Source organism: Symmachiella dynata, from assembly GCF_007747995.1.
Classification (GTDB): Bacteria; Planctomycetota; Planctomycetia; order Planctomycetales; family Planctomycetaceae; genus Symmachiella; species Symmachiella dynata.
Genome location: NZ_CP036276.1, coordinates 2,563,653 through 2,583,062 on the forward strand (window position 1 = coordinate 2,563,653; position 19,410 = coordinate 2,583,062).

Below are 19,410 nucleotides of genomic sequence, written 5' to 3' on the forward strand. Positions count from 1 at the left end.
GATTTTCGCAATTTTTGCCAAGGCGGGCGATACCTGGGGGGCAAAGCGGTGTTTAATAGGTTGTGAACGAACAAAACCAGTCTCCCCGCCGTGGGGCATTTGGATCCTGCGGCCGCGAACATTTTTCGACCCTCCATTTCAGGAAACACAATGATGAAAGCGATACTTTTTCCGTGGTTCGCGGTGCTTGGCCTCAGTCTGGGGCTCTCTCCGTTAGTCGCCACAGCAGATGATGCGGCGGACGATTCTCAACCGACCAATCTGTTTGAGAAGTTGGACAAAAACAGCGATGGCCAAATCGACGCGGATGAAGTCGGCGAGGCGCGGGCCAAGTTCTTCAAGCGTTTGGTCCGTGTGGGCGACGAAGACAAGGACGGAAAACTGTCGAAAGACGAATTCGTCAATGCCACCAAACCCGAACCCGAGCCGACGGCAACCGCTGGCGATGGGGGCAAGGGGAAAGGCAAGAATAAGCGGGGCGGACGAGATCCCAAAAAGCTGTTTGGGCGGCTCGACAAAAACGGTGACGGCAAAGTGACCCAAGACGAGATTCCCGAGAAGCAAAAAAAACGCTTTGACCGCATCTTTACGCGGCTGGATAAAGACGAATTGACGCTTGAGGACTTTGAGAAGTTTTCTGGTAAAGGCAAAGGGGGCAAGAAAAAAGCCAAAGGTGAAGGCAAAAAGCCCGGCGCTGAAGGCAAAAAAACTGCCAAGAAAGGCCCCGGCCCCGGTGCTGGACGCCGTGAGGGACGACCCGATCCCGAACGTATGTTCAAACGGTTCGATGGCGATGAAAATGGCAAGTTGACCGTTGATGAAGTGCCTGAAGGTTTCAAAGAACGATTCGCGGCCATGCTCAAGCGTGCCGGCAAAGACGAGGATGGCAGCATCAACTTGAATGAGTTCCGCCGTGTCGCCCGACCGGGTCGTGGCGAGGGAGACGGACCAGGACCGCGACGCGGAGCTGGACGCGGCGCCGGGCGTGGACGTTTCGGTGGTCCCCCGCGGCCTCCGGCGTTTTTCGCGAAATTGGACGCGAACGACGACCACAAATTGAGCAAGGAAGAGATGACCAAGATCTTTGAATTGTTTGATGAACTAGACAAAAACGAAGACGGTTTGCTGGATGGGCCGGAATTGCTGGGTGCCCCTGGACGACGCGGCCCGGGCGGAGATCGACCGGCATTTGGTCGACGGGGTCAGCGGCCGGAACGGGGACGTCGTCCGCAAGCTGGCGAAGCAGGGCGGCGCGGCAGAGGTCGCATGCTTCTGGAACGTCTCGACGAAGACAAAGACGGCAAAGTCTCCAAAGAGGAAGCAGACGAACGCTTGAAGCGTCATTTTGAAAGAATGGATAAAAACTCCGACGGTTTTCTGGAAGGTCAAGAACTGCGTTTCGGACGGCCTGATGGTGGTCCGGGCGGAAAAGGTGGCAAGAAGGGCAAGGGGAAAAACAAAGACCAATCCCCTGAAAAGTCCGAAGAAAAGCCCGCCGATTCGACGGAAGGCAAAGACGCTTAACGTCAGCGGCGACTAGTCCGTCGCCCAAGACAATGGAAGAAGTGTTTCAGGCCGAGTGGCTGATTTCTCGAAATCGGCTGCTCGGTTTTTTTTGTTGTCCAACCGCGCATCTTGCGAAGGCCCTTCCGCACTGATACGCTATTCAGAGCAGCGCCGCTGCAGTGGCGTTGAACGTTTTGATTGAAATGACTCACTCCTCTGAGATCCAAGGCAGACCAATGACGCAAAACCACATGGGGCAGGACAGTGGAGTTTCCCGGCGGGATTTTTTGCGAACCAGTAGCGCCGGTTTGGGAGCAGCTGGCATGGGACTGGCTGCGACACCTTCCCTTGCCAACACGGACCACACCCGCGCCGCACAAGGTGAGCGGCGAGTGATTCTGTTGTTCCTCAACGGCGGACCGAGTCATCTAGATACGTGGGATCCCAAACCGGAGGCGCGGTCGGAGATTCGCGGTCCGTTTTCAGCGATCTCGACCAATGTTCCCGGCATCCAGCTCAGTGAACATTTTCCGTTGATGGCGGCGCGGGCCAATCAATATGCATTGTTGCGCGGCGTCTATCACGAGGAATCGCCGATTCACGAAACCGGCCATCAATTGATCAATACCGGCTTCCTGTTTCGCGGCGGCATCGAACGCCCCAGCGTCGGGTCGGTGGTGCAGCAGCTGCGCGGTCCCCGTGCTGACAATGGATACGTCGTCTTGGGAGGTCGCTTGGGAAATACCGGCGTGAACGTTTCGCATGGGCAAGATGCAGGGGGATTGGGGCGGCAACGTGATCCGGATTACCTCACCGCCAGCGCTGTCTTGTCGGCTGAGCCGACCCCGACTGTGGAGCGTTACGGTCGCACCTCCTTTGGGCAAAATTGTCGAGCGGCAGCGCGGCTGGTCGAATCGGGGGTGGATTTTGTCACGGTCAATATGTTCGAGACCGTCTTCGGCCAAGTGAGTTGGGATTGCCATGCCAACGGCGGCGACTTATCCACAACGCTCGAGGACTATTCCCGCACGGTTTGCCCGATGTTCGACCGTGCCTATACGGCATTGTTGGACGATTTGAGCGAGCGGGGTTTGTTGGCGTCGACACTTGTTTTGGCCGTTGGTGAATTCGGACGAACACCGCAGATCAACGCGCGGGGAGGACGTGATCACTGGCCCGGCGTTTGGACGGCGATTGCCGCCGGTGGCGACGTTCAGGGAGGCCGTGTGATCGGAGCCAGCGACCGGCACGGAACCGAACCCAAAGACCGTCCGGTGCACGCCTCGGAATTGGCCGCGACGATTTATCAGCATTTGGGAATTGATGCTGCCGCCAAACTCAATTGCGGTCGTCACGAGTCACTCGCCATCGCCCAGGCGGACCCGATTGCCGAATTGATGGCTTAAAATCGACAGTCACATGCGTGCTAAGGCATAAACGTAATCGGCCGAGCTGACCAGCGTCACACCGGCTGCGAAGTGCACGTCGATTTTTCCCTGCCCGCTAAAGTGCAGTTTTTGGACCAACGCCCCGGTAGACGGATCGCAAAACAGGAGCGGGAAATCACCGGCTTGATTGTGGAAACGTGGCGACGCCAGTAGATAACGTCCGCAACTAGCGATCTTCCAGGAAACGTTGTCGCCTCCCAAAAACTGTTCCCAGCGGAGGGCTCCGTCCTCTATCTGGTAACTACGCAGGATGCCCTCGCTCTCCACATAGATCGCTTCCCCATCGATGCCCATACGGTTGCGGGCATGGGGCAGGATCTTCAGTCCCAGGCCAACTCGCCATAACTTCTTTCCATCGTCCGCGCCCACGCCGATCAAAGTGTCGCCATCGACGACGAGGGTGACGTCGCGACCGTTGGTCAGAAAATCAGGAGCGGCGTTGGTGCGGGAAATGGCGTGTGGGTATTGCCAGAGGATCTCACCGTTCAGCCCGTAACGAGTGAAGGTGGTCTCTGCTGCGGAGTTGACGGCCAATGCCAAGTAATCATTTTCAAAGCCGCGAGGATCGGCCGACCATGGCTCGTTGGGGACGGAAAAATCGGCCAATGGCGTACCGTTGGCGGCGTTTAAAACAAAAACGCGCAGCGGGCCTGTCGTCTGCACGACACAACGGTCGCGGTGCAGAAACCAATGAGGATTGATGATTCCTTGCGGAGGGCGAAACCGCCAAGTCACTTTTCCGTCGTTAGCTCGTGCGCAGACTAATTCGTTATCCGCGAGAAAGCAGACCAGCGGAAGATGTCCGTCAAAGTGCAGTTGAGGTTTCCTCGGTGCGACGCCGGTTGATTGGCTGGAGGAATTTGCCAGCGATTCATACTCCATCCGCCACAACCGTTGGCCGGTTCGCAGTGATACCCCTTCTAAGCCGCGCGGTCCGGATAACAGCAACCGCGTCCCCGCGTATCCAGCCCACTCGATTTGGTCCGCGATCGCAGCCTGCCAGCGCAGGCTGCCGTCGATCATGTTGAAACAGTTGAGGCGGTCGGCGGCGATGATCACCGATTGCAATTGTTGTGACGGTGGCGAGCCGACCGGTATCAGCAGTCGCCGGCGACTTCCCAGTGGGCGTCGCCAACTGCGGCGCAGGGGTAAAATGGCCTCGGGAGACGCATCGATTTGCGCCAGGTGCTCAAATTCTGGCCGCTCTAATTGGGACTTAGTGTACGAGGCGAATGTCACCGGCGGCTGGCTATCGGGAATCATCGATTCTGGGAATTGGGCTGCCAACTCCAACCAAGATTGCTGCGCTTCTCGCCAATGGTCTGAATGTTCTAGAGCACGGGCCATACCCCACAGTGCCAACAAACGGATCTCATCGTTGCGGTGGTCCAGCAAATGTTCATAAGCCTTGATGGCGCGGTCATAGGCATGTTGTTCGCTGTGAACCGTAGCGATGTCGAGCCAACGACGGGCGGCTACCAGAGCATGTGGATAGCGGGTCAAAATGGCGTTGAGTCTGTTGGGGGTGATGTCGGCAGGCAGCGGTTCGATCTCAGCCACGGCGCGTCTTTCGATCGTTTCATAGATCGCATCGCCGTGCTGAGCAAGGAGATTATCGATTTCAGCATCGGCTAGATCGCCGGCTCGGCGCAAGTGGCCTGGTGTTGTATCGATGTATAATTCTGAAAGCTGTGGAGCATCTAAGATTTCCTGCCACGCTTCGACCGCCTCACGCGGCTGGTCCGACTCAGCGTAAGCGGCAGCCAGACCGCTCGCGATTTTCAAGCGGACTTCGGGAGTCGTCGACAACTGAAGCGCATCGCGATAATTTCGCGTTGCGGTATCGCGATCACCCTCCTGGGCCGCCCGCTGCGCCGACAGGATCAACAATGCGGCCAATTGTTCGGTGGCAAATGAATTGAGTGGGCGATTTTGAAACTGGTCCTGCGGCGCTGCCAGGCGAACGGCTTGGCGATACTCCGCGATTGCCGAGTCCCAATCCCCCGACGCATGCTCGGCACGCGCTAGACGCAGATGGACAAACGGGTCATCGGGCGCCGCGGAGATTTCCTCGCGGAGTTTTTTCTTCATACGTCCCCAGAGTGCATAGGCGACCAGCGCTTGCTCCTGGGCGATGACCAACATATTGTCGGCAACCAACAGATTTCCCCCGGTCAATTTCGGGCCGGAGTCGCTCCGCCATTGTCCGATGGCGATGTCTGCTTGCGGGTTTCCAGTTAGGGCATTCAAAACCCAAATCGATTCTCGTTTGGGCCACATCACCAAATCCCCGGCTAGCAAGCCCCGCCCGTAGCCGTACGACTCGGCGTCTGTTTGTCCCCGCTTCCAGACGATGCGTCCCGTGTCGAGATCAATGCCCCAGAGAAAGTCTCCCGAAACGACGAGCCGATTTTGATGAACACCCAGCAGATGTCGCACGCCGCCGGTTAGCTCCTTGCGCCATTTGAGTACACCAGTCTTCGCATCGATGCCCATGACCGTCCCCGTCGCGGGCATCCGCCAAAATTGACCGGGACGGGCACCCTGAGCGGCGATGTTCTTCAAGTCCGCCGGTGCGGCCACAACGGTTCCTTGATGATAGAGGCAAGGCACCAAGCCGTTTTTTAATTTTGACACCCAGGAGGCTTGTGCGTTTCGCTCGTAAGTGACGACCCAATTCAGTGAACCATCGTGCGCAGCGATGGCGGCGATCGCGCCCTGATTTGTGGAGTAGAACAGCGTTCCGTCACCCAGCGTCAAGAGTTGATGGCTGACCTCCTCCAGGTGATCACCGACCGGCGCCAAAAACGCGCACACCTTGCGATTCCACAACAGCCTACCGTTCTCCGCATCAAAGCAGGCGACATTCGCTTGCGGTTGCGGTGAACTTTTCCTTAACGCGACATAAAGTTTTCCATCCGTCACAATGGGTGAGCCTTCGAATTCCCAGTTCCCAAGATCCGGAGAAATCTTGCCCGCCTCGATCGTCCATACCGGTTTGCCTTGCCCTGTGGCGATGTTCAAGCAGACAAGATGGCTTTCCGATCGCATGAGTTGATTGTCATTGTTACGGCTCGTGACCGGAGAGCCCATCCGTACATACAGTCGGCCATCGTGAACGGTCATGGTATAACGCGGAATTCCGACCTGCTCATTCTCTTTGCCGCGTAGATTACCGAATAGAGGCAATGTCCGATAAATGACCGCGTCATTGCTGTTTGGGCTTGGCCATGCCGGCTTTCCTGTCAGCAGGTCATATGCGGACACCGTGGTTGCGTCGTTGATGAACAGCGTATCGCCGACGGTGACGGGGAAATAACTCAAATAAACCGGCTTCGCCAATCTGCCGCGGCGTGACATTTTATCAGGAGCTGCCGGTGGCAAGGGGTGCGTCCACTGCACAGCGCCGATGTCGTCAATGGCTTGCGGAAGCACCGCATTACGACTTGTATTTCCAGCAAATGTCGATACGTCCTTCTCGGCCGTGGATTGCGTCCAATGCTCCGCCTCCTCAGCCAAGGTTGTTAATATCTCACTCAGCCGTCCCGTGCGTCCTGCCAATGTTCCTTCTGCGTCACTGTGCCGCATGGTGAATGCCGCAAGTTCTTGTTCGAAGCGGGGCAGGTCCCGTTGAAACAGGCTGCACATCACCAGGCGGGCACGCAATTCCGCCAGATCGAGGTCCGTGTCGGGATAAGTCAGGACCGTCCTCGGATCTCCGGCCGATTGCGGCGGTTCGATCGGTAAAGTCATTTCCCAATAACCGCGGGCATCTCCATAGGCCCCGCGTTCGAATGCCATTTCTCCCAACGTCGCCAGCGCGTCATCTCCCTGACTGCTCAAAAATGCCAGCTTGACGATCTTTAGCAGCGGCGCTTCCTCATGATTCGCGCGGCCTTCCTCCAGCCATTGTCGCGCTTGAGGATCAAGCCGTTGCCGCAAAGTTTTCAAGCCGTCGGCGTTCATTGTCGCCAACAGCGCATGGCAGCGCGTCCGCAGGCCGATATAACGCCCGGTTCCCGCCGCAATCAGTTTGTCGCCATGTTGTTCCAGAATCTGATTGGCGAGCTGTACTGCTTCGGACCACTGTTCGGCAAGCAGGTATTCCTCCAGCGCGCTCAGTTTTTTGGTGGCTGACGAATCGGTATCCAGAAACACCGACTCCTGCAGTCGCCCGGCCGGAGCCTGAGCAGTTGCGTCCGGCGCGATCGCCGTAAGGCTGATTGCGGAAATCGTCAATATCGCCAAGATGCGGGCGGTCGTCATGAGGGCGGCCATCGATAAGAAAGGGTTGGATCAGGGGCCGACTATGCTTCGAGCGTGTTGGACAGCAATTCCGTTGTTTCAAAGGGCGAAGTTTTTGCCAGCGTGCTTACTCGCTTTTCAACACCTGTCCCAAACTGAAGATGACGATCGTAATGAGCAGCGAAACGGGCATCACGATCAGCGGAAAGTTGTAGAAGTTGATCGAGAAAATCACCATCAGGGGCAAAAACACGAGGCAGCAAAATTGTAACGCGGTACCAATCGATTGTCGCACGGTGATGTTCCTAACAGGTCGTTTTTCTCTCTGACGCGCCGCCTTGCAGCGGGCGGGGCGGGGGCAGGTCTTTTTGCAAACACAAAGCGGCCCCTAGTATTTTACCGCTGTGGACGCGGACAGCAACGATCGTTGGGGGGAATGGGGGATAAAAATGGGGAGAACCAGGGCGTTGGGGAAAGAAGGTGCTGGTTTTTTGTGAGCGGGGATGCCACTGGTCTTTCTTGAAAAGTTCCAGCAAAGAGGAGCCGCAGACGGTAGGCATTCCGCGGCGTCTATTCCGCAATGAACCCATGCACCCGCCCCATATAGTAGGCGAGTAGGTAATGGAAGCCGGGTCGGAGTCGCATTCCGTCCCCGCCGGAGGTGAGTTTCCAAGGATTCCAGTCCCAGTAGGTTTCCTGACGTTCGTCGATCGGAAAGACATAGCCATCGACGCGACGACCGATGGGAGCTCCATGCCCATCGTGGTCACCCATTTGGACCAAGTCGAGACGATGGGCGTTGGACATAGGCCATTCGATCAGATCCAACGGATATCGCTGCAGCGTGTCGATGGCTCCTGTGAAACATTCCGAGGGAGGAGACAGGTCCACTTCGCCCCATTGATCGGTACGTGTCTTCCCGAGTGAACACGCGCCGTAGATAAAGTTTGTGAAGGAATTACGTTCCGGCCTTTCGTATTTCCAGTTCACGCGAATTGCGTACTGGTACATATTGAGCAGTTTGGGATCCGTCTCGTAGCGAATCAAGTGGTAGTAGTTCATAAACGCCATGTTGTCATCGGGTTGATGGCCGGGTGAATTGGGGCCTTCCAACAATCGCATCTGAGTCATGCCGTTCATGCCGTAGCCGTGATCGAGTGCAAGCTTCAAATAGGCTTCGCGGTACTTCGGGTCGCCGGTGATGTGGTGCGCGATCAAGAGATAAGTCAGGATGCTGTAGGAATTCAGTCCGCGCTCGGCAACCCAAGCGGAGTTGCGGTTGAGGTCGTCCGGAGAAAAGTGCGCCCAGCGTGTCGGCAGACCGTCGTGATCGACGAGACTCAAACCGTTTGCCAGAAGGTGATCGATGATTCGCCGCACGACTTTTCGAACCTCGTCCTTCTGCGCCTTGGTCTCGCAGACATGGTCGAAATAAGTGGCCAACCCGAAGAAATGACCATCGAGCTCATCAGAACTGGAATCACACTTCCAGTACCACTTTCCCGTGGCATCGACCGGTAGTCGCGGCTGGATGATCTTCCACAACGAGTCCCGTTTGGTGCGGCCCATGTCATAATTCAAGTCGTACCGCTGGTTGGGATCGGGGTCGGTGATTGGGATCACGTTGCGAGCAATAAACCCGCGAGGCGCCGGGTGCGGTCCGCCTTGGGTGACTTCGCTCAAAAACGATAGTGCCCGGAAGGAGTTCTCAGCATGTTGGCGGTAGGTGGCGTCCCCGGTCACGGTATAGGCCATGCTCATCGCGCCGAGATAAAGTCCCGTGTTGAAACCGTCGTTGTCGGAATACGTGGGAACCGCCGTGCTTTTATCTCCTGGTGCGGATAGCACGGCTGGATTGACGTATCCGAAACTCGTTCGGCGGTGATACTTCTCGATCTCAGCTTCGTAGAATTTCGCTTTCTCTTCGAGTGTGGTCGGACGAAACTGGATGCATGAAATGCCGCCGGCTGTGGCGAACCAAGCGTTGCCATCGTCGGTAATGACGATGTCGCGGACATGGTTGTCGAGGAGCCATCGTCGTCCTTGTCGAAATTCCCAGACACCATCGGAGTAACGAATGGCGCCGTTTTTGGTTCCGAACCAGATTCCCTTGGGACCTGCGGCGATGCAGGTGAAGTCGTTGTACGGCAAGCCATCTGTTCCATCCAGCAGCGTCCATTGATCGTCATCGGACCGATATCCCACACCCTGCGGGGAAGCAAACCACAATCGGCCGTCACGATCATAGACAACGGCGCGGACATCGAGCGGCGCCCAACGTCTCCGCTCATCTCCCGGAAGCGCCAAACTCCAGTTCTTTCCATCTCCAAGGAACAGGCCGTTCTCGGCAGCAACAGCGATTTCGCCTTCATGCTCGGCGACCGCACGGACCATCCCGCGGCGGCTGACATGCTCTGCCAGCGTCGCATACCAAGGGGAATCGACCGGAAAAAGCCCAGCAGCGACGGAATCGTCGACCGCAACCCAGCTAGGATCCTCGAAACGTGCGATCCCCTTGCTCGTCTTGGCAAAGAGGGTCCCGTTGTCGTCGCGCGCTATTTGCAACACATCATTCGACGGCAGTCCGTTGGCAGTGGTATAGGGAACCTGAACCTGCTGATCAAACCGCGAAACCATAATCGGCAATTCACCAGCCACATCAGCCCCGCTCGCAGTCGCGACAAAAATGGTGCTGAGAACCACAGCGAACACGCCACAAAGACTCAATCGATGAAAGTGACCTCGAAATTTTAGTATCATCAATTGGTCCTGCAGATTGCGGTTAAAAAGAGGGTGGCTTCGCACGGCACTTGGTGGAATGCTTAAAAATGTCTCTCAAACGCGCCGCCTTGCGGCAAGCGGGGCGGGAGCAGGTCTTTTTGCAAACACGAAGTGGCCTCTAGCATTTTACCGCTGTGGATGCGGACAGCAATGATCGTTGGGGGGGACGGGTGATAAAAATGGGAGAACCGGGCTTGGGGATCGGGCGCGGGTTCTCTGCGAGCGGCAGTTAATGGGCATTTTTCTGTGATCGTCGCCACTGGGCGGCGGCAAAAGGCCCAGCCATTGCAATAACGGCCTCATTCGCCGCTCCGTGGCAAGCGATGGTTACACAGCGATTGGCCACAACGAAAAGCTCACTCTTTGGGCTCGGTCGCATTCCCTTGGTGTGAGTCAAAGTAGTCTTTCAGATCAAGCACGTACTCCCTTGTCGGTTGTAGCCCCGCAAATGGAAGTTGCTTTATCGTGCCATCTTTCGAGACATGGAATACGGATCCGTTTTTTAGTTCGTAGTCTGAATCGTTACACGTGATTCTTGACACGTCACTTGACGCAATGTGGTACGTCATCACTTTTTCTTTGCTTGGTGATAAAGTGATCTTTCCTGAGTAGTCAAATGTGCGAGTTGCTGGGTTGCTGGTGTGCTCGGTGCTGGAATTGACGTCGAACGGAAAAAAGAAAACGATCGAATGTTCCGGAACGTCGGTATAACCGAATGCAAACACGGAGACAGCACCAAAGCCTAGATGGTGTCCGCTATCCAAAACGGGTTTCCAAGTTGGCGGTGCCTTGGGTGAACATCCACAGGTTAATACCAGCAGTGACGCGATGAGGTAGGGGAATTTCATGTTTTATGCTGCATGAGGGCCAGCGTAACCGGGCGGCGAGGTTACGCGTTGATTTCAGTTTCAACTGGATTCGCGCCGCTTCGGTTCGGCCCGTTATTTTCTAGATTTATCGCGCACAAGTCATACGACTACACTGAAAGTCTTTTGAAAAGATTCGGGGGAATACATTCGGCAATCAGTATTGTGTAGCCACACACCGGGGCAACGCTTTTGGATGCCACGCCAAACGTTTAATAGTTCCAACATTGTGCAATGCGTTTCAAATTTGGAACCGCCCCAATATGACGTAATTCCGGGCCGTATTTCATTGTCGGGGTCGAACGGGCAATCGGTGATGTCGAACTCGATGTGGTGATCTCCAGATTCCCAACGTGCAACCCAAGCACTCCAGGCTGGCTTGGCGTCATGCACTAACCTCACTTGTGAAACCGCAAGGATCGCGTCTGCGATCTCTTTTGGGGTGTAGATTTCAGACTTCCAATTGTCGTCGAAACTATACGCAGGGTCGGGAAGATCTATCGGCCCCCCAACAAGCGAAAATTCCGTCAGTTTGATGAGTGAGTCCGACATGTTTTTCAGATAGCGTCTGGCGTAACCACGCGGCGAGGTTACGCGGTGATTGTAAATTCCGCAGGATTCGCCGCTCTGGTTCGCACCGTTATCATCCCGTTTTGGGTGTGCGGGTTCAATTTTGAATTGGGAAATTCTCGCCCCAGTTTATTGAGGGGACAAATTTAAGGAATAGGTCCCGCATGAAAGCCGTTGAAAAGTACCATTCGTTAAACCCAAAGTCGTAATCTGTTTTGACGAACCATCGGTTGGTCCACTTCCCGACGTGGCAATACGGAACGTCTGTCGTGCATATTCGGTAGTTTGAGTATTTTTGGAAACATTGACCATGACTGGGGCCGAAGTGCTGCCAACACCAGCGATTTGTGAAATCGAGTTCCGGGAATGCCAACTCGAGCATTACGGGATAAGGGAAACATTGAAGGGTCTGGTGGCGTTTCGTTTGTTGGTCAAGCTGCTCTGCGGCGGTGTCGCCGCCAGTGTCGAGGTATAGATCGAAAGTAGAGAGGATAGCCGTTTGATGCGTCATTGATGTTTCGCGCTGCCAGAGAACTCGGTGCGGCGGGAAGTTGAGTCATGGAAGATCACCTTCCACGGCCAGTTCACCCATTATGCTGCAAACCCCATCCCGAATGCAAATTTCGATCCCAATCCAGCAATGCGTCGTAGAGAACAACCGAACGTTTTACACGTAGCAGATCTCTGATCCCTTCTTCAAGGCAGGGGCAGTGCATCCTGCCGCGTGCACCCCTCGTGACCAGTAAACCAAAGCCCCCGCCCAATTCACAGTTGTCGCAACCACCCCACCCAGTTTTTCCGGGAATCCCTTGCAAGCCGTCGTGAAATCCATGAAGATGTTTTCGGTCTTCACGCTGGTCGGTGCGCGGGTGTCTGTGTCTTTTGACCGGGCGGGGTATTCTGCTGTTGCCGTCTGCGGATGTTTTCCGGTGGATGTGTGGGGACCGCACTAAATTCGTCCCTCGTGGAACGTATCGATGCTGGCTGAGCGGATGTCTCAGTGAGTCTGCTTTTTTCGTCGTTTGTTTCGCCCCCCACCGCCCTACGGGAGTCACCCAACGGATGTCATCGTCTTCCCTCAAGCCGGCTCGGATTGCTTCGCTGGACCAGTTCCGCGGCTATACCGTGGCTGGCATGTTTTTAGTGAATTTTCTGGGGGGATTCACGAACTGCCCCCAAGTGCTCAAGCATAGCCACAACTATCTGAGTTACGCCGACACGATCATGCCGCACTTTTTGTTCGCGGTCGGATTCGCCTTTCGCCTGACGTTCGGTCGCCGCATCAGCACCGCCGGCGTGGGAGCGGCCTATCGAAAAGTCGTGACGCGATTTCTCGGTTTGATGTTGGTCGCCATTGCCGTTTACGGTTCGGGCCGTGCGGCGGAATCTTGGGAAGAATTGCAACACATCGGCCTGTGGGGCGCGCTCTATTCTCCGTTGAAACGGGAATGGTTTCAAACCTTGATGCATATCGCGCTCACAGCCATTTGGATCACGCCGGTGATCCGATCCTCGGCTGGGGTGCGGATTGCCTACATGTTCGGTTCGGCCGCCTTGCATGTTTTGCTGTCGCACTCATTCAACTTTGAATGGTGCAGCACATCTCCCAACGTGATCGACGGTGGACCCATCGGCGTTTTGACGTGGTCGATTCCCGCGCTGCTGGGAACACTGACCTGCGACGCGGTCGCCGGCGCCGAAGGACGTCCCAATCTGTTTAAAATGTTTGCTTGGTCGATCGTGGTGATGGGCATCGGCTGGCTGATGACCTGCGGCACACGTCTGTACGACGTCACCGAAACCCAAATCGCCGAGCGAGAACAAGACGCCAAGATGCAAAAGCTTCTCACCGACGAAATCAATGGACGGATCGCGCCGCTGAAAAAAGAATTGGGCGAACTCGGTAAGACGATCGCCGGTCTTCGCGCGCAATTGGACGGCATGGTACTGGCTGTGGAGCAAGTCACCGATCCGGAGGAACGCGAGAAACTGAATCAAGAGCTGAAAGCTGCGCTCGCTAAGGATAGTGAATTACGCGACAAGATCGATGTCATCAAAGTAGAATTTCAGGCGTATCGCGACGGCACTGAGGTCTTCATCAGCAAGCAACTTGAAATCAAAGCCAAGTTGGCTGGGATCAATGCGAAACTGAACGGTTCCAAGACCGTTGATAAGGTCGTCGATGAAAAGCAACGCGCGAAGCTAACCGCTCAAAAGGAAGCATTGATCAAAGAGGATGCAGCCGCTGCGGCTGGACTCGAGGAACTCAAAGCGAACCCCCAGGATCCCAACGCGCCGCAGGTGCGAGTCTTCCGCGATCCCAAACTCGCGATCGATCCCGTTTTCCCTTCCCAGGCGCGCATCGATGCCCTCAAGGCACGATTTGACGAACAAGGCTGGCGAGCGATCGTGGCCGAACCTCCGTTTGTCTATCCCCCGCACACCACACCGGGCGTGGGCAAGAGATCGGTGATGTTGCGGGAGTGGAATTATTGGATGGTCAGCCAACGCCAAGGGACGTTGTCCTACACCGTCATCGCAGGCGGGATGTCGATTTTCTTGTATGCGATCTTTTACATCGCTTGTGATATTTGGGGATTGCGATTGGGGTTATTCACCACCTTCGGCACCAACGCCTTGTTCGCCTATGCCTTGCACCCCTTGACCGGCGGTGCTGTCAAAGCCTTCATGCCGCGTGATGTGGCCACCTGGTACATGTGGCTGGGATTCGCAGTCTTTATGTTATTCACATGGCTGTTTGTGCGTGTCCTAGAGAAGAACAACATCTACATCAAGCTGTAGGTGTTACTTGATCATTCGATTCGAAAAAAGACCGGCGGGAATACCACCCGCCGGTCTTTCATTTTTTTATGCGAGTCGCGCGCCACTTCCGGCATGCTGAGATCTGCTATGCCGGCTGCGCCCGTTTTCGATCGTCCGCCTAATAGCGGATGTGCGTTTGCAGATAGAATTGCGTGGCGGTATCTCGGGGCAGGGCATTGTGCACGTATTCGCCGTACCAGAACCACGAGTAGCCAACCGAGACCGAGAAGTTCGGGTTGTAGGTATACGTGGCGATCAGGTCCAACTCGTTGCCGATGTTTTGGCCTTGGTCGAGCGTTCCCAGCGGCGCGCCGGCGACGTTGTAGAGAAAGTCGTTGGTGCTGGCCAAATCAAACCAGTGCCAAGCAGCTGTCCCTTTCCATTTTTTGGCCGGAGAGAAATCGAGTTGCGCGCTGTAATCGAGCAGGTTTTGCCCCGAGAGGTTGTCCAAGATCCCCCAATAGGCATGTCCCAGTGGATAGAGCACGCTGAAGGTGTTCGTCTGGTCATCGTCGGGATCCTGATCGCCTGAGCCCCAGTAAAACAGGCCGGACAGACGCGGTTGCCAGGGGACCTGCTTCCAGGTGTGCCCCAAAATACCGGTGAAGAATCCGGCATTGATTCGCTCGCTGTTGTCGCTGCCGAATTGATAGGCGCCTTCAAAATCCAGGTCCCACACCCGTGTGACGTTGCCACACGCGTCCGTCACTTCGCTGGTCGTATTCCAATGCAAGCCGACGGTGTGCCGAAATCCGTCGGCGACGTTCTGCACTTGTTGAGTATCCCGCAACCACAGCCAATACAAATCGACGTAACTGTCTTCGAACCCTCGGTAGGTGGAGTAGACACCCGAGAAAAATTGATCGTAGTCGGGCTGATTGAAGTTATTGTCAAAATCTTGCACCGGAACGATCCCGCGCGCCGCGGCGTTGACCGGGTTGGTGGCGAAGATGTTGAGGTCCCAATCCCCTTCGCTGTAAAGGTATTTGAGCCCCTGGAAGTTCCGCCGCGTATTACTCCAATCCAACGGCGAGACCAACCGCTGTTTGCCATAGAGCATTTCCTGCCGTCCCACGCGAAACGTACCGGGAACATCCAACGTGGTTTCCAGGTTCACGTCGACAAAGGCGTTGAGCACTTCCCAGCGATCGACGTCGATGGGCAAGAGCGGCAGGTCGACACCCCAGGCGGTTGCATCAATAAATTCCACATAGGCGCGGCCCCAATCGCTCACTTCAAGATTGAAGTATTGCCGCCAACGCCACAAGTTGTACGTACTCCGCCCCGGTCCACCCGGCCGCAGACGGTTGCGTTCGTCCATCGGGCGAAAGCGCAGTTCGCCCCCGGCGGAGAGTACCAGGAAATCGTCCGCTAGATGAATCTGATTGAGGCTGTCCCCCAACAGTGGCGGGTCGTTGGGATTGCTCCCGTAGGTGAAGTCGTTGTCATAAAACAGCGTCTTATACGGATTGATCACTTTCGGGGGCGCCGGTTTGGGCGGCGGGACATAGACCGTTTGCTGCTGTTGTTGATAGCCGGCCATATATGCGTTTTGATCAACAAGCGGTTCCGCAGCCTTCGAGGGTCCAGCAGAAACTCCAAGCCCGATGGCGGTCAATGTGGTGAAGAGAATGAATCGGTGTGGCATGCCATCTTCCTTGATTGCGCGCATGACGAGATGGGGAGTCAGCTGGCCTGGGCGGCCAATTGATTCCCCCAATGCAGCTAGTCGGACGGTTTTGAGATCACTGGCCGTAGCAGGATGCGGCCGTGGACTAATTGACTCAAAACGCCGGATAAGGAGTGTGGAATTGTCCAACAATTCCATCCCTTAAATCGGAAGAATGCTTTCAACCGGTTGAGTTCGCCCGGCCCACTGTGCACAAGAACCGGCAATCGCCGCTGTCTAACAGGCAGGGTTTGCCTAACCGGAGCGCTGGGGTTTGCTAGCGGCGCTAGTTCAACTCAAGCAGTTGGAGATTATTGTCCACCACCAACTGTAAGCGAGCGTTGTGCAGATTGCCTAGGAACCGATTTTTCGCGGCGCCATTTTGACCGTCTTCCCCGCCTTGATCTCAATTGTGAGCGATTTTTCCAGCCAGCCATATTTCTCATGCCAGACGACGAATTCATGCTGACCGGCCGGAAGGTTGTTGATTTCAAATTTCCCTTGCCGGTCGGTGATCGCAGCGTAGGGATGATCAAGTATCAACCAATGCGCTTTCATCCAGCGATGATAATCACTGCTGACAGGGAAGGGAGCAGGTTCCGGTTTGTTGAACATGACTGCTGCGCCTGAACGGTCCTGCGGTCTCAACGCAAGATTGTAGGGGCTATTTTTGCTTGGCCTGGTATGCACATTAGAAGGAATGGGGTCGGCGTTTTTCAGCAAGATCGTTTGGTCCGTCTGAGCGATGAGGGCGTGCGGTAGAAAGCGGCGGCCTATGGCATCAAAGACGACTTTCTTGCTCTTGCGACGAATCAGACTGGGATGAATCTCTGACGGCGGGTTTTTGAGGTAGACGAAAACATTTTTAATGCCCAACGTTTTTTTATCGACAATCAGTTCTTCGCTGCGAATCGTTTGAGCTGCGGAAATGGCGGCATCTTTTACGCTCATGTCCCCTTTTTCCACGAGCACTTTAGGTTCCGGCCACAGGCCGTCGAAGAGAAATTGCCCGCTGAATGCCCCCCAGCCGGGGGCGGCGCCGACCACATTGAACTTGGCCTGTTCGCCGGGCGCAGCGGCAATGTGTTCAAAGGTGATGTTGTGTGTCTTACGGACCTCGACATGAAAGGAAACGATGTTTTTCCCCTTCAGATCCTCAAATTCGGCCGTTGCTTGATAGAATCCCGCGGCACCGACTCCCCCAAATCGCGATTGCACGTGCCGGGTTTGACCATCGGCTTCAACAGCGACAACTCTTACCTCGTGGCCGATCGCATTGTGGGCAAAATTCAGAACAATGTCGTTGCCTTTGATTTGACCCGGCATAAATGTGACGCCAAAATTGAAGCCGCCAAACGTGAATGCACTCGCACTTTGTTCATTTCCATTCGAGGTGGCGATCAACTGCCAGTCGCCATTAGGAACGGAGATTCTGAATTTGGATTGTTGGGTTCCCTGGGGGAGCGAGACCAGTTTGACACGCATGTTTTCCAGGGGATGGCCAGCTTGGTCCACCGGGACGCTCAGCGAGCCTGAACCGCCGGAGCCGATCAAAGTAATGGTCGTCGCTTGGACTAGATTCTCCGGCACGCCATGAAAGCGAAAAGCGAATTCACGCCCGATCATATCGCGGCCAAAATGATATCTCCCGCCGGGATGGGCATACGGGGCAGTCTCTAGCGGCGAACCATCCGCCCGCCACCACGGACGGTCTTTGGAGGGATGCTCGGAAATACCGACCAACTCAACGGTTCCTCCGTTCGGCAGTTCGGCAAAAAACTCCGTCGGTGCGGCAGGTTGTGGTTGGGCCGGTTGCTCGGCCGCCGGGTCATCATTTGCACGCACACGTGGCAACACAATCGCGGCCAACAAAATTAGAAACAACGTGGAGCGAGAGGTGATCCGTCCGGTGACCGGACGCTTGGTGTCCAAAATACGAATCAGACGGTTACGAAAGACGCGTCCGGGACGGAAAATGCCCAGCGCGGGATCCAGAACCGGTGGTCGCGTTTGTGCCGCTTCAACCGCGCGGAGCAGGGCGTTGCCACAGTCGCGTCGCGACACATCGGCGGCCAATAATGCGGCATCGTCGCAGGCGTATTCCTGCAAGCGGTGAATCATACCGTTGGCAATCCAAACGGCCGGGTTAAAGACATGCAGCATCTGCACCAGCCGTTGAAACAGCGCGATCCACAAGTCGCCGTGCCGGATATGCGCAAATTCGTGCAGTACGATCCACTGAATCTGCTTGGGAGAATAGGTCTGGGTAAAACCGCTGGGCAGCAACAGGCAAGGCCGCAAGATTCCCCAAACCGCTGGCGAAGAAATCTCATTGGTGACAAAGTACCGCACGGTTTGTCGCACACCGGCGGCGCGGCGCAATTTCTCTAAGTCGATCAGCATTACATCGTCAACAACGCGCGTCGCTGAACGCAAACGGCGGTGGAATTGAATGTGAATCCAGGCGAATCGCATCAGCATGGCACAGGCCGTGCTCCCCCAAAGGATCATCAACCAAGCGGCGGTCGTCAGCGTGGGCTGCTGCTGCGTATTGATCGCTAATGGGGTAGCGGCGGGAGCAATGGTTGTCGGCTGGGTGTCTGTGTTGGTTGTGGTGGCGAGTCCCGGAGTAGAAGCCACGGTGTCTATTGTTGTGGATGCTATTGGCTGTAGATCGTGGGGGTTCACCGGGGGCGGTGCGACGTGATTTGTGGATGCGGGCGGAGAGGTTTCTACCCACTGTTGCCATTGTTGTCGGGGCGAAAGCGCTGCCAGCCAACTGGGGCCGGGGATTTCCAAGGGAATGGCTGCTTTCACCAACACCAGTAAAAACAGGCAGCAACCCACCTGCGCCGAGAGGCGTTTGCGCAGCAGCAGCCAAACTGCCGAAACAACGCCGAGCAGGATGGTGGTGTCGACCAAGCTGTTGCGCATTTGGTCGAACCAAACGTGAGACATTTCGTTGAGAGCGCTGACGAAATTCATGCTTCGTCCTCCGAGGGGGGGGCCATTTGATCGAGTAGTTCGCGAAGCTCTGCGAGTTCTTCAGCCGTCATGCTGCTTTTTTTTGCCATGTAGGCCAACAGCGGACCGACTGTGCCATCCAGTGCGTTGTCCAGCAGAGAGTCGGCGGCGGAGAACAATGACTTCAAAGCGGGGCGAGCGGGGCGGTAGAGAAAACTGTTGCCGACTTGCGTGGTCTTGAGGTGTCCCTTTTCCACCAGGCGCCTAAGCAGCGTCTTGACGGTGCTGGGAGCCCAGCCTTCGGTCTCGGCAGCGGTCTGGTAAACGTCCCGGGCAGCGCAGCTTTTGCGTTCCCAGACGATCTTCATCACCTTCCATTCCGCCTCGGACAGGGGTTGGGGGTTGGACATGTAATGCGGTCCTTGTGTCGTTCCGTGAATCAATTGTCTACAAATGTAGTCGATCGGTGCGTGGGTGTCAACACAACTGTTACTTCGGGAACATTAAGCAACGGACCGGCGTATTCGTTTTGCCCGCA

At 55.8% G+C, this 19,410-nt stretch carries 11 protein-coding genes; 4 read left to right on the forward strand and 7 right to left on the reverse strand.

Going from position 1 to position 19,410, the window contains the following annotated elements; all coding sequences use genetic code 11:
- Positions 1 to 150 precede the first annotated feature (150 nt).
- Both Mal52_RS09865 and Mal52_RS09870 read left to right on the forward strand, forming a co-directional pair.
- A complete protein-coding gene (locus Mal52_RS09865; RefSeq protein WP_145375781.1) occupies positions 151 to 1,524 on the forward strand; it encodes an EF-hand domain-containing protein in 1,374 nt (457 codons plus the stop codon).
- A gap of 218 nt (positions 1,525 to 1,742) precedes the next feature.
- On the forward strand, positions 1,743 to 2,912 hold the full coding sequence (locus Mal52_RS09870; protein WP_197534786.1) for a DUF1501 domain-containing protein: 1,170 nt from the start codon (positions 1,743 to 1,745) through the stop codon (positions 2,910 to 2,912).
- Between the two features lie 9 nt (positions 2,913 to 2,921).
- Here the strand turns inward: Mal52_RS09870 and Mal52_RS09875 are convergent, their stop codons facing one another.
- From Mal52_RS09875 to Mal52_RS09885, 4 genes are all read right to left on the reverse strand, one after another.
- Positions 2,922 to 7,220 carry an outer membrane protein assembly factor BamB family protein gene (locus tag Mal52_RS09875; protein ID WP_197534787.1) on the reverse strand — a complete coding sequence of 1,433 codons (4,299 nt, stop codon included), beginning with the start codon at positions 7,218 to 7,220 and terminating at the stop codon, positions 2,922 to 2,924.
- A gap of 106 nt (positions 7,221 to 7,326) precedes the next feature.
- Positions 7,327 to 7,494 carry a hypothetical protein gene (locus Mal52_RS29690; protein WP_197532746.1) on the reverse strand — a complete coding sequence of 56 codons (168 nt, stop codon included), beginning with the start codon at positions 7,492 to 7,494 and terminating at the stop codon, positions 7,327 to 7,329.
- A 275-nt stretch (positions 7,495 to 7,769) separates the two neighbouring features.
- Positions 7,770 to 9,959, reverse strand: coding sequence for a ligand-binding sensor domain-containing protein (locus Mal52_RS09880; RefSeq protein WP_231962584.1), 2,190 nt, complete (start codon positions 9,957 to 9,959; stop codon positions 7,770 to 7,772).
- Positions 9,960 to 10,336: 377 nt separating this feature from the next.
- A complete protein-coding gene (locus tag Mal52_RS09885) occupies positions 10,337 to 10,828 on the reverse strand; it encodes a hypothetical protein (RefSeq protein ID WP_145375789.1) in 492 nt (163 codons plus the stop codon).
- A gap of 898 nt (positions 10,829 to 11,726) precedes the next feature.
- Here Mal52_RS09885 and Mal52_RS29695 point away from each other — a divergent pair.
- Complete coding sequence (locus Mal52_RS29695; RefSeq protein WP_197534788.1) at positions 11,727 to 11,891, forward strand: hypothetical protein; 165 nt, start codon at positions 11,727 to 11,729, stop codon at positions 11,889 to 11,891.
- Positions 11,892 to 12,478: 587 nt separating this feature from the next.
- The gene (locus Mal52_RS09890; RefSeq protein ID WP_145375791.1) at positions 12,479 to 14,218 is read left to right on the forward strand and encodes a heparan-alpha-glucosaminide N-acetyltransferase domain-containing protein; all 1,740 of its coding nucleotides are present in this window, start codon (positions 12,479 to 12,481) and stop codon (positions 14,216 to 14,218) included.
- Positions 14,219 to 14,357: 139 nt separating this feature from the next.
- Here the strand turns inward: Mal52_RS09890 and Mal52_RS09895 are convergent, their stop codons facing one another.
- From Mal52_RS09895 to Mal52_RS09905, 3 genes are all read right to left on the reverse strand, one after another.
- Positions 14,358 to 15,887, reverse strand: coding sequence for an alginate export family protein (locus Mal52_RS09895; protein WP_197534789.1), 1,530 nt, complete (start codon positions 15,885 to 15,887; stop codon positions 14,358 to 14,360).
- Between the two features lie 375 nt (positions 15,888 to 16,262).
- On the reverse strand, positions 16,263 to 18,893 hold the full coding sequence (locus Mal52_RS09900) for a M56 family metallopeptidase (RefSeq protein ID WP_145375795.1): 2,631 nt from the start codon (positions 18,891 to 18,893) through the stop codon (positions 16,263 to 16,265).
- Positions 18,890 to 19,282 (reverse strand): BlaI/MecI/CopY family transcriptional regulator, encoded by a 393-nt coding sequence (locus Mal52_RS09905; RefSeq protein ID WP_145375797.1) that lies wholly within the window; start codon positions 19,280 to 19,282, stop codon positions 18,890 to 18,892. The genes Mal52_RS09900 and Mal52_RS09905 overlap by 4 nt, the downstream gene beginning before the upstream one ends.
- Between the last annotated feature and the right edge of the window lie 128 nt (positions 19,283 to 19,410).

Bases quoted from the DNA above. Each gene is read 5' to 3' on its own strand.
- Mal52_RS09900 (WP_145375795.1), bottom strand. From the start codon at position 18,893: ATGAATTTCGTCAGCGCTCTCAACGAAATGTCTCACGTTTGGTTCGAC.
- Mal52_RS29695 (WP_197534788.1), top strand. From the start codon at position 11,727: ATGACTGGGGCCGAAGTGCTGCCAACACCAGCGATTTGTGAAATCGAG.
- Mal52_RS09890 (WP_145375791.1), top strand. From the start codon at position 12,479: ATGTCATCGTCTTCCCTCAAGCCGGCTCGGATTGCTTCGCTGGACCAG.
- Mal52_RS09885 (WP_145375789.1), bottom strand. From the start codon at position 10,828: ATGAAATTCCCCTACCTCATCGCGTCACTGCTGGTATTAACCTGTGGA.
- Mal52_RS09875 (WP_197534787.1), bottom strand. From the start codon at position 7,220: ATGACGACCGCCCGCATCTTGGCGATATTGACGATTTCCGCAATCAGC.
- Mal52_RS09880 (WP_231962584.1), bottom strand. From the start codon at position 9,959: ATGATACTAAAATTTCGAGGTCACTTTCATCGATTGAGTCTTTGTGGC.
- Mal52_RS09905 (WP_145375797.1), bottom strand. From the start codon at position 19,282: ATGTCCAACCCCCAACCCCTGTCCGAGGCGGAATGGAAGGTGATGAAG.
- Mal52_RS09870 (WP_197534786.1), top strand. From the start codon at position 1,743: ATGACGCAAAACCACATGGGGCAGGACAGTGGAGTTTCCCGGCGGGAT.
- Mal52_RS09865 (WP_145375781.1), top strand. From the start codon at position 151: ATGATGAAAGCGATACTTTTTCCGTGGTTCGCGGTGCTTGGCCTCAGT.
- Mal52_RS09895 (WP_197534789.1), bottom strand. From the start codon at position 15,887: ATGCCACACCGATTCATTCTCTTCACCACATTGACCGCCATCGGGCTT.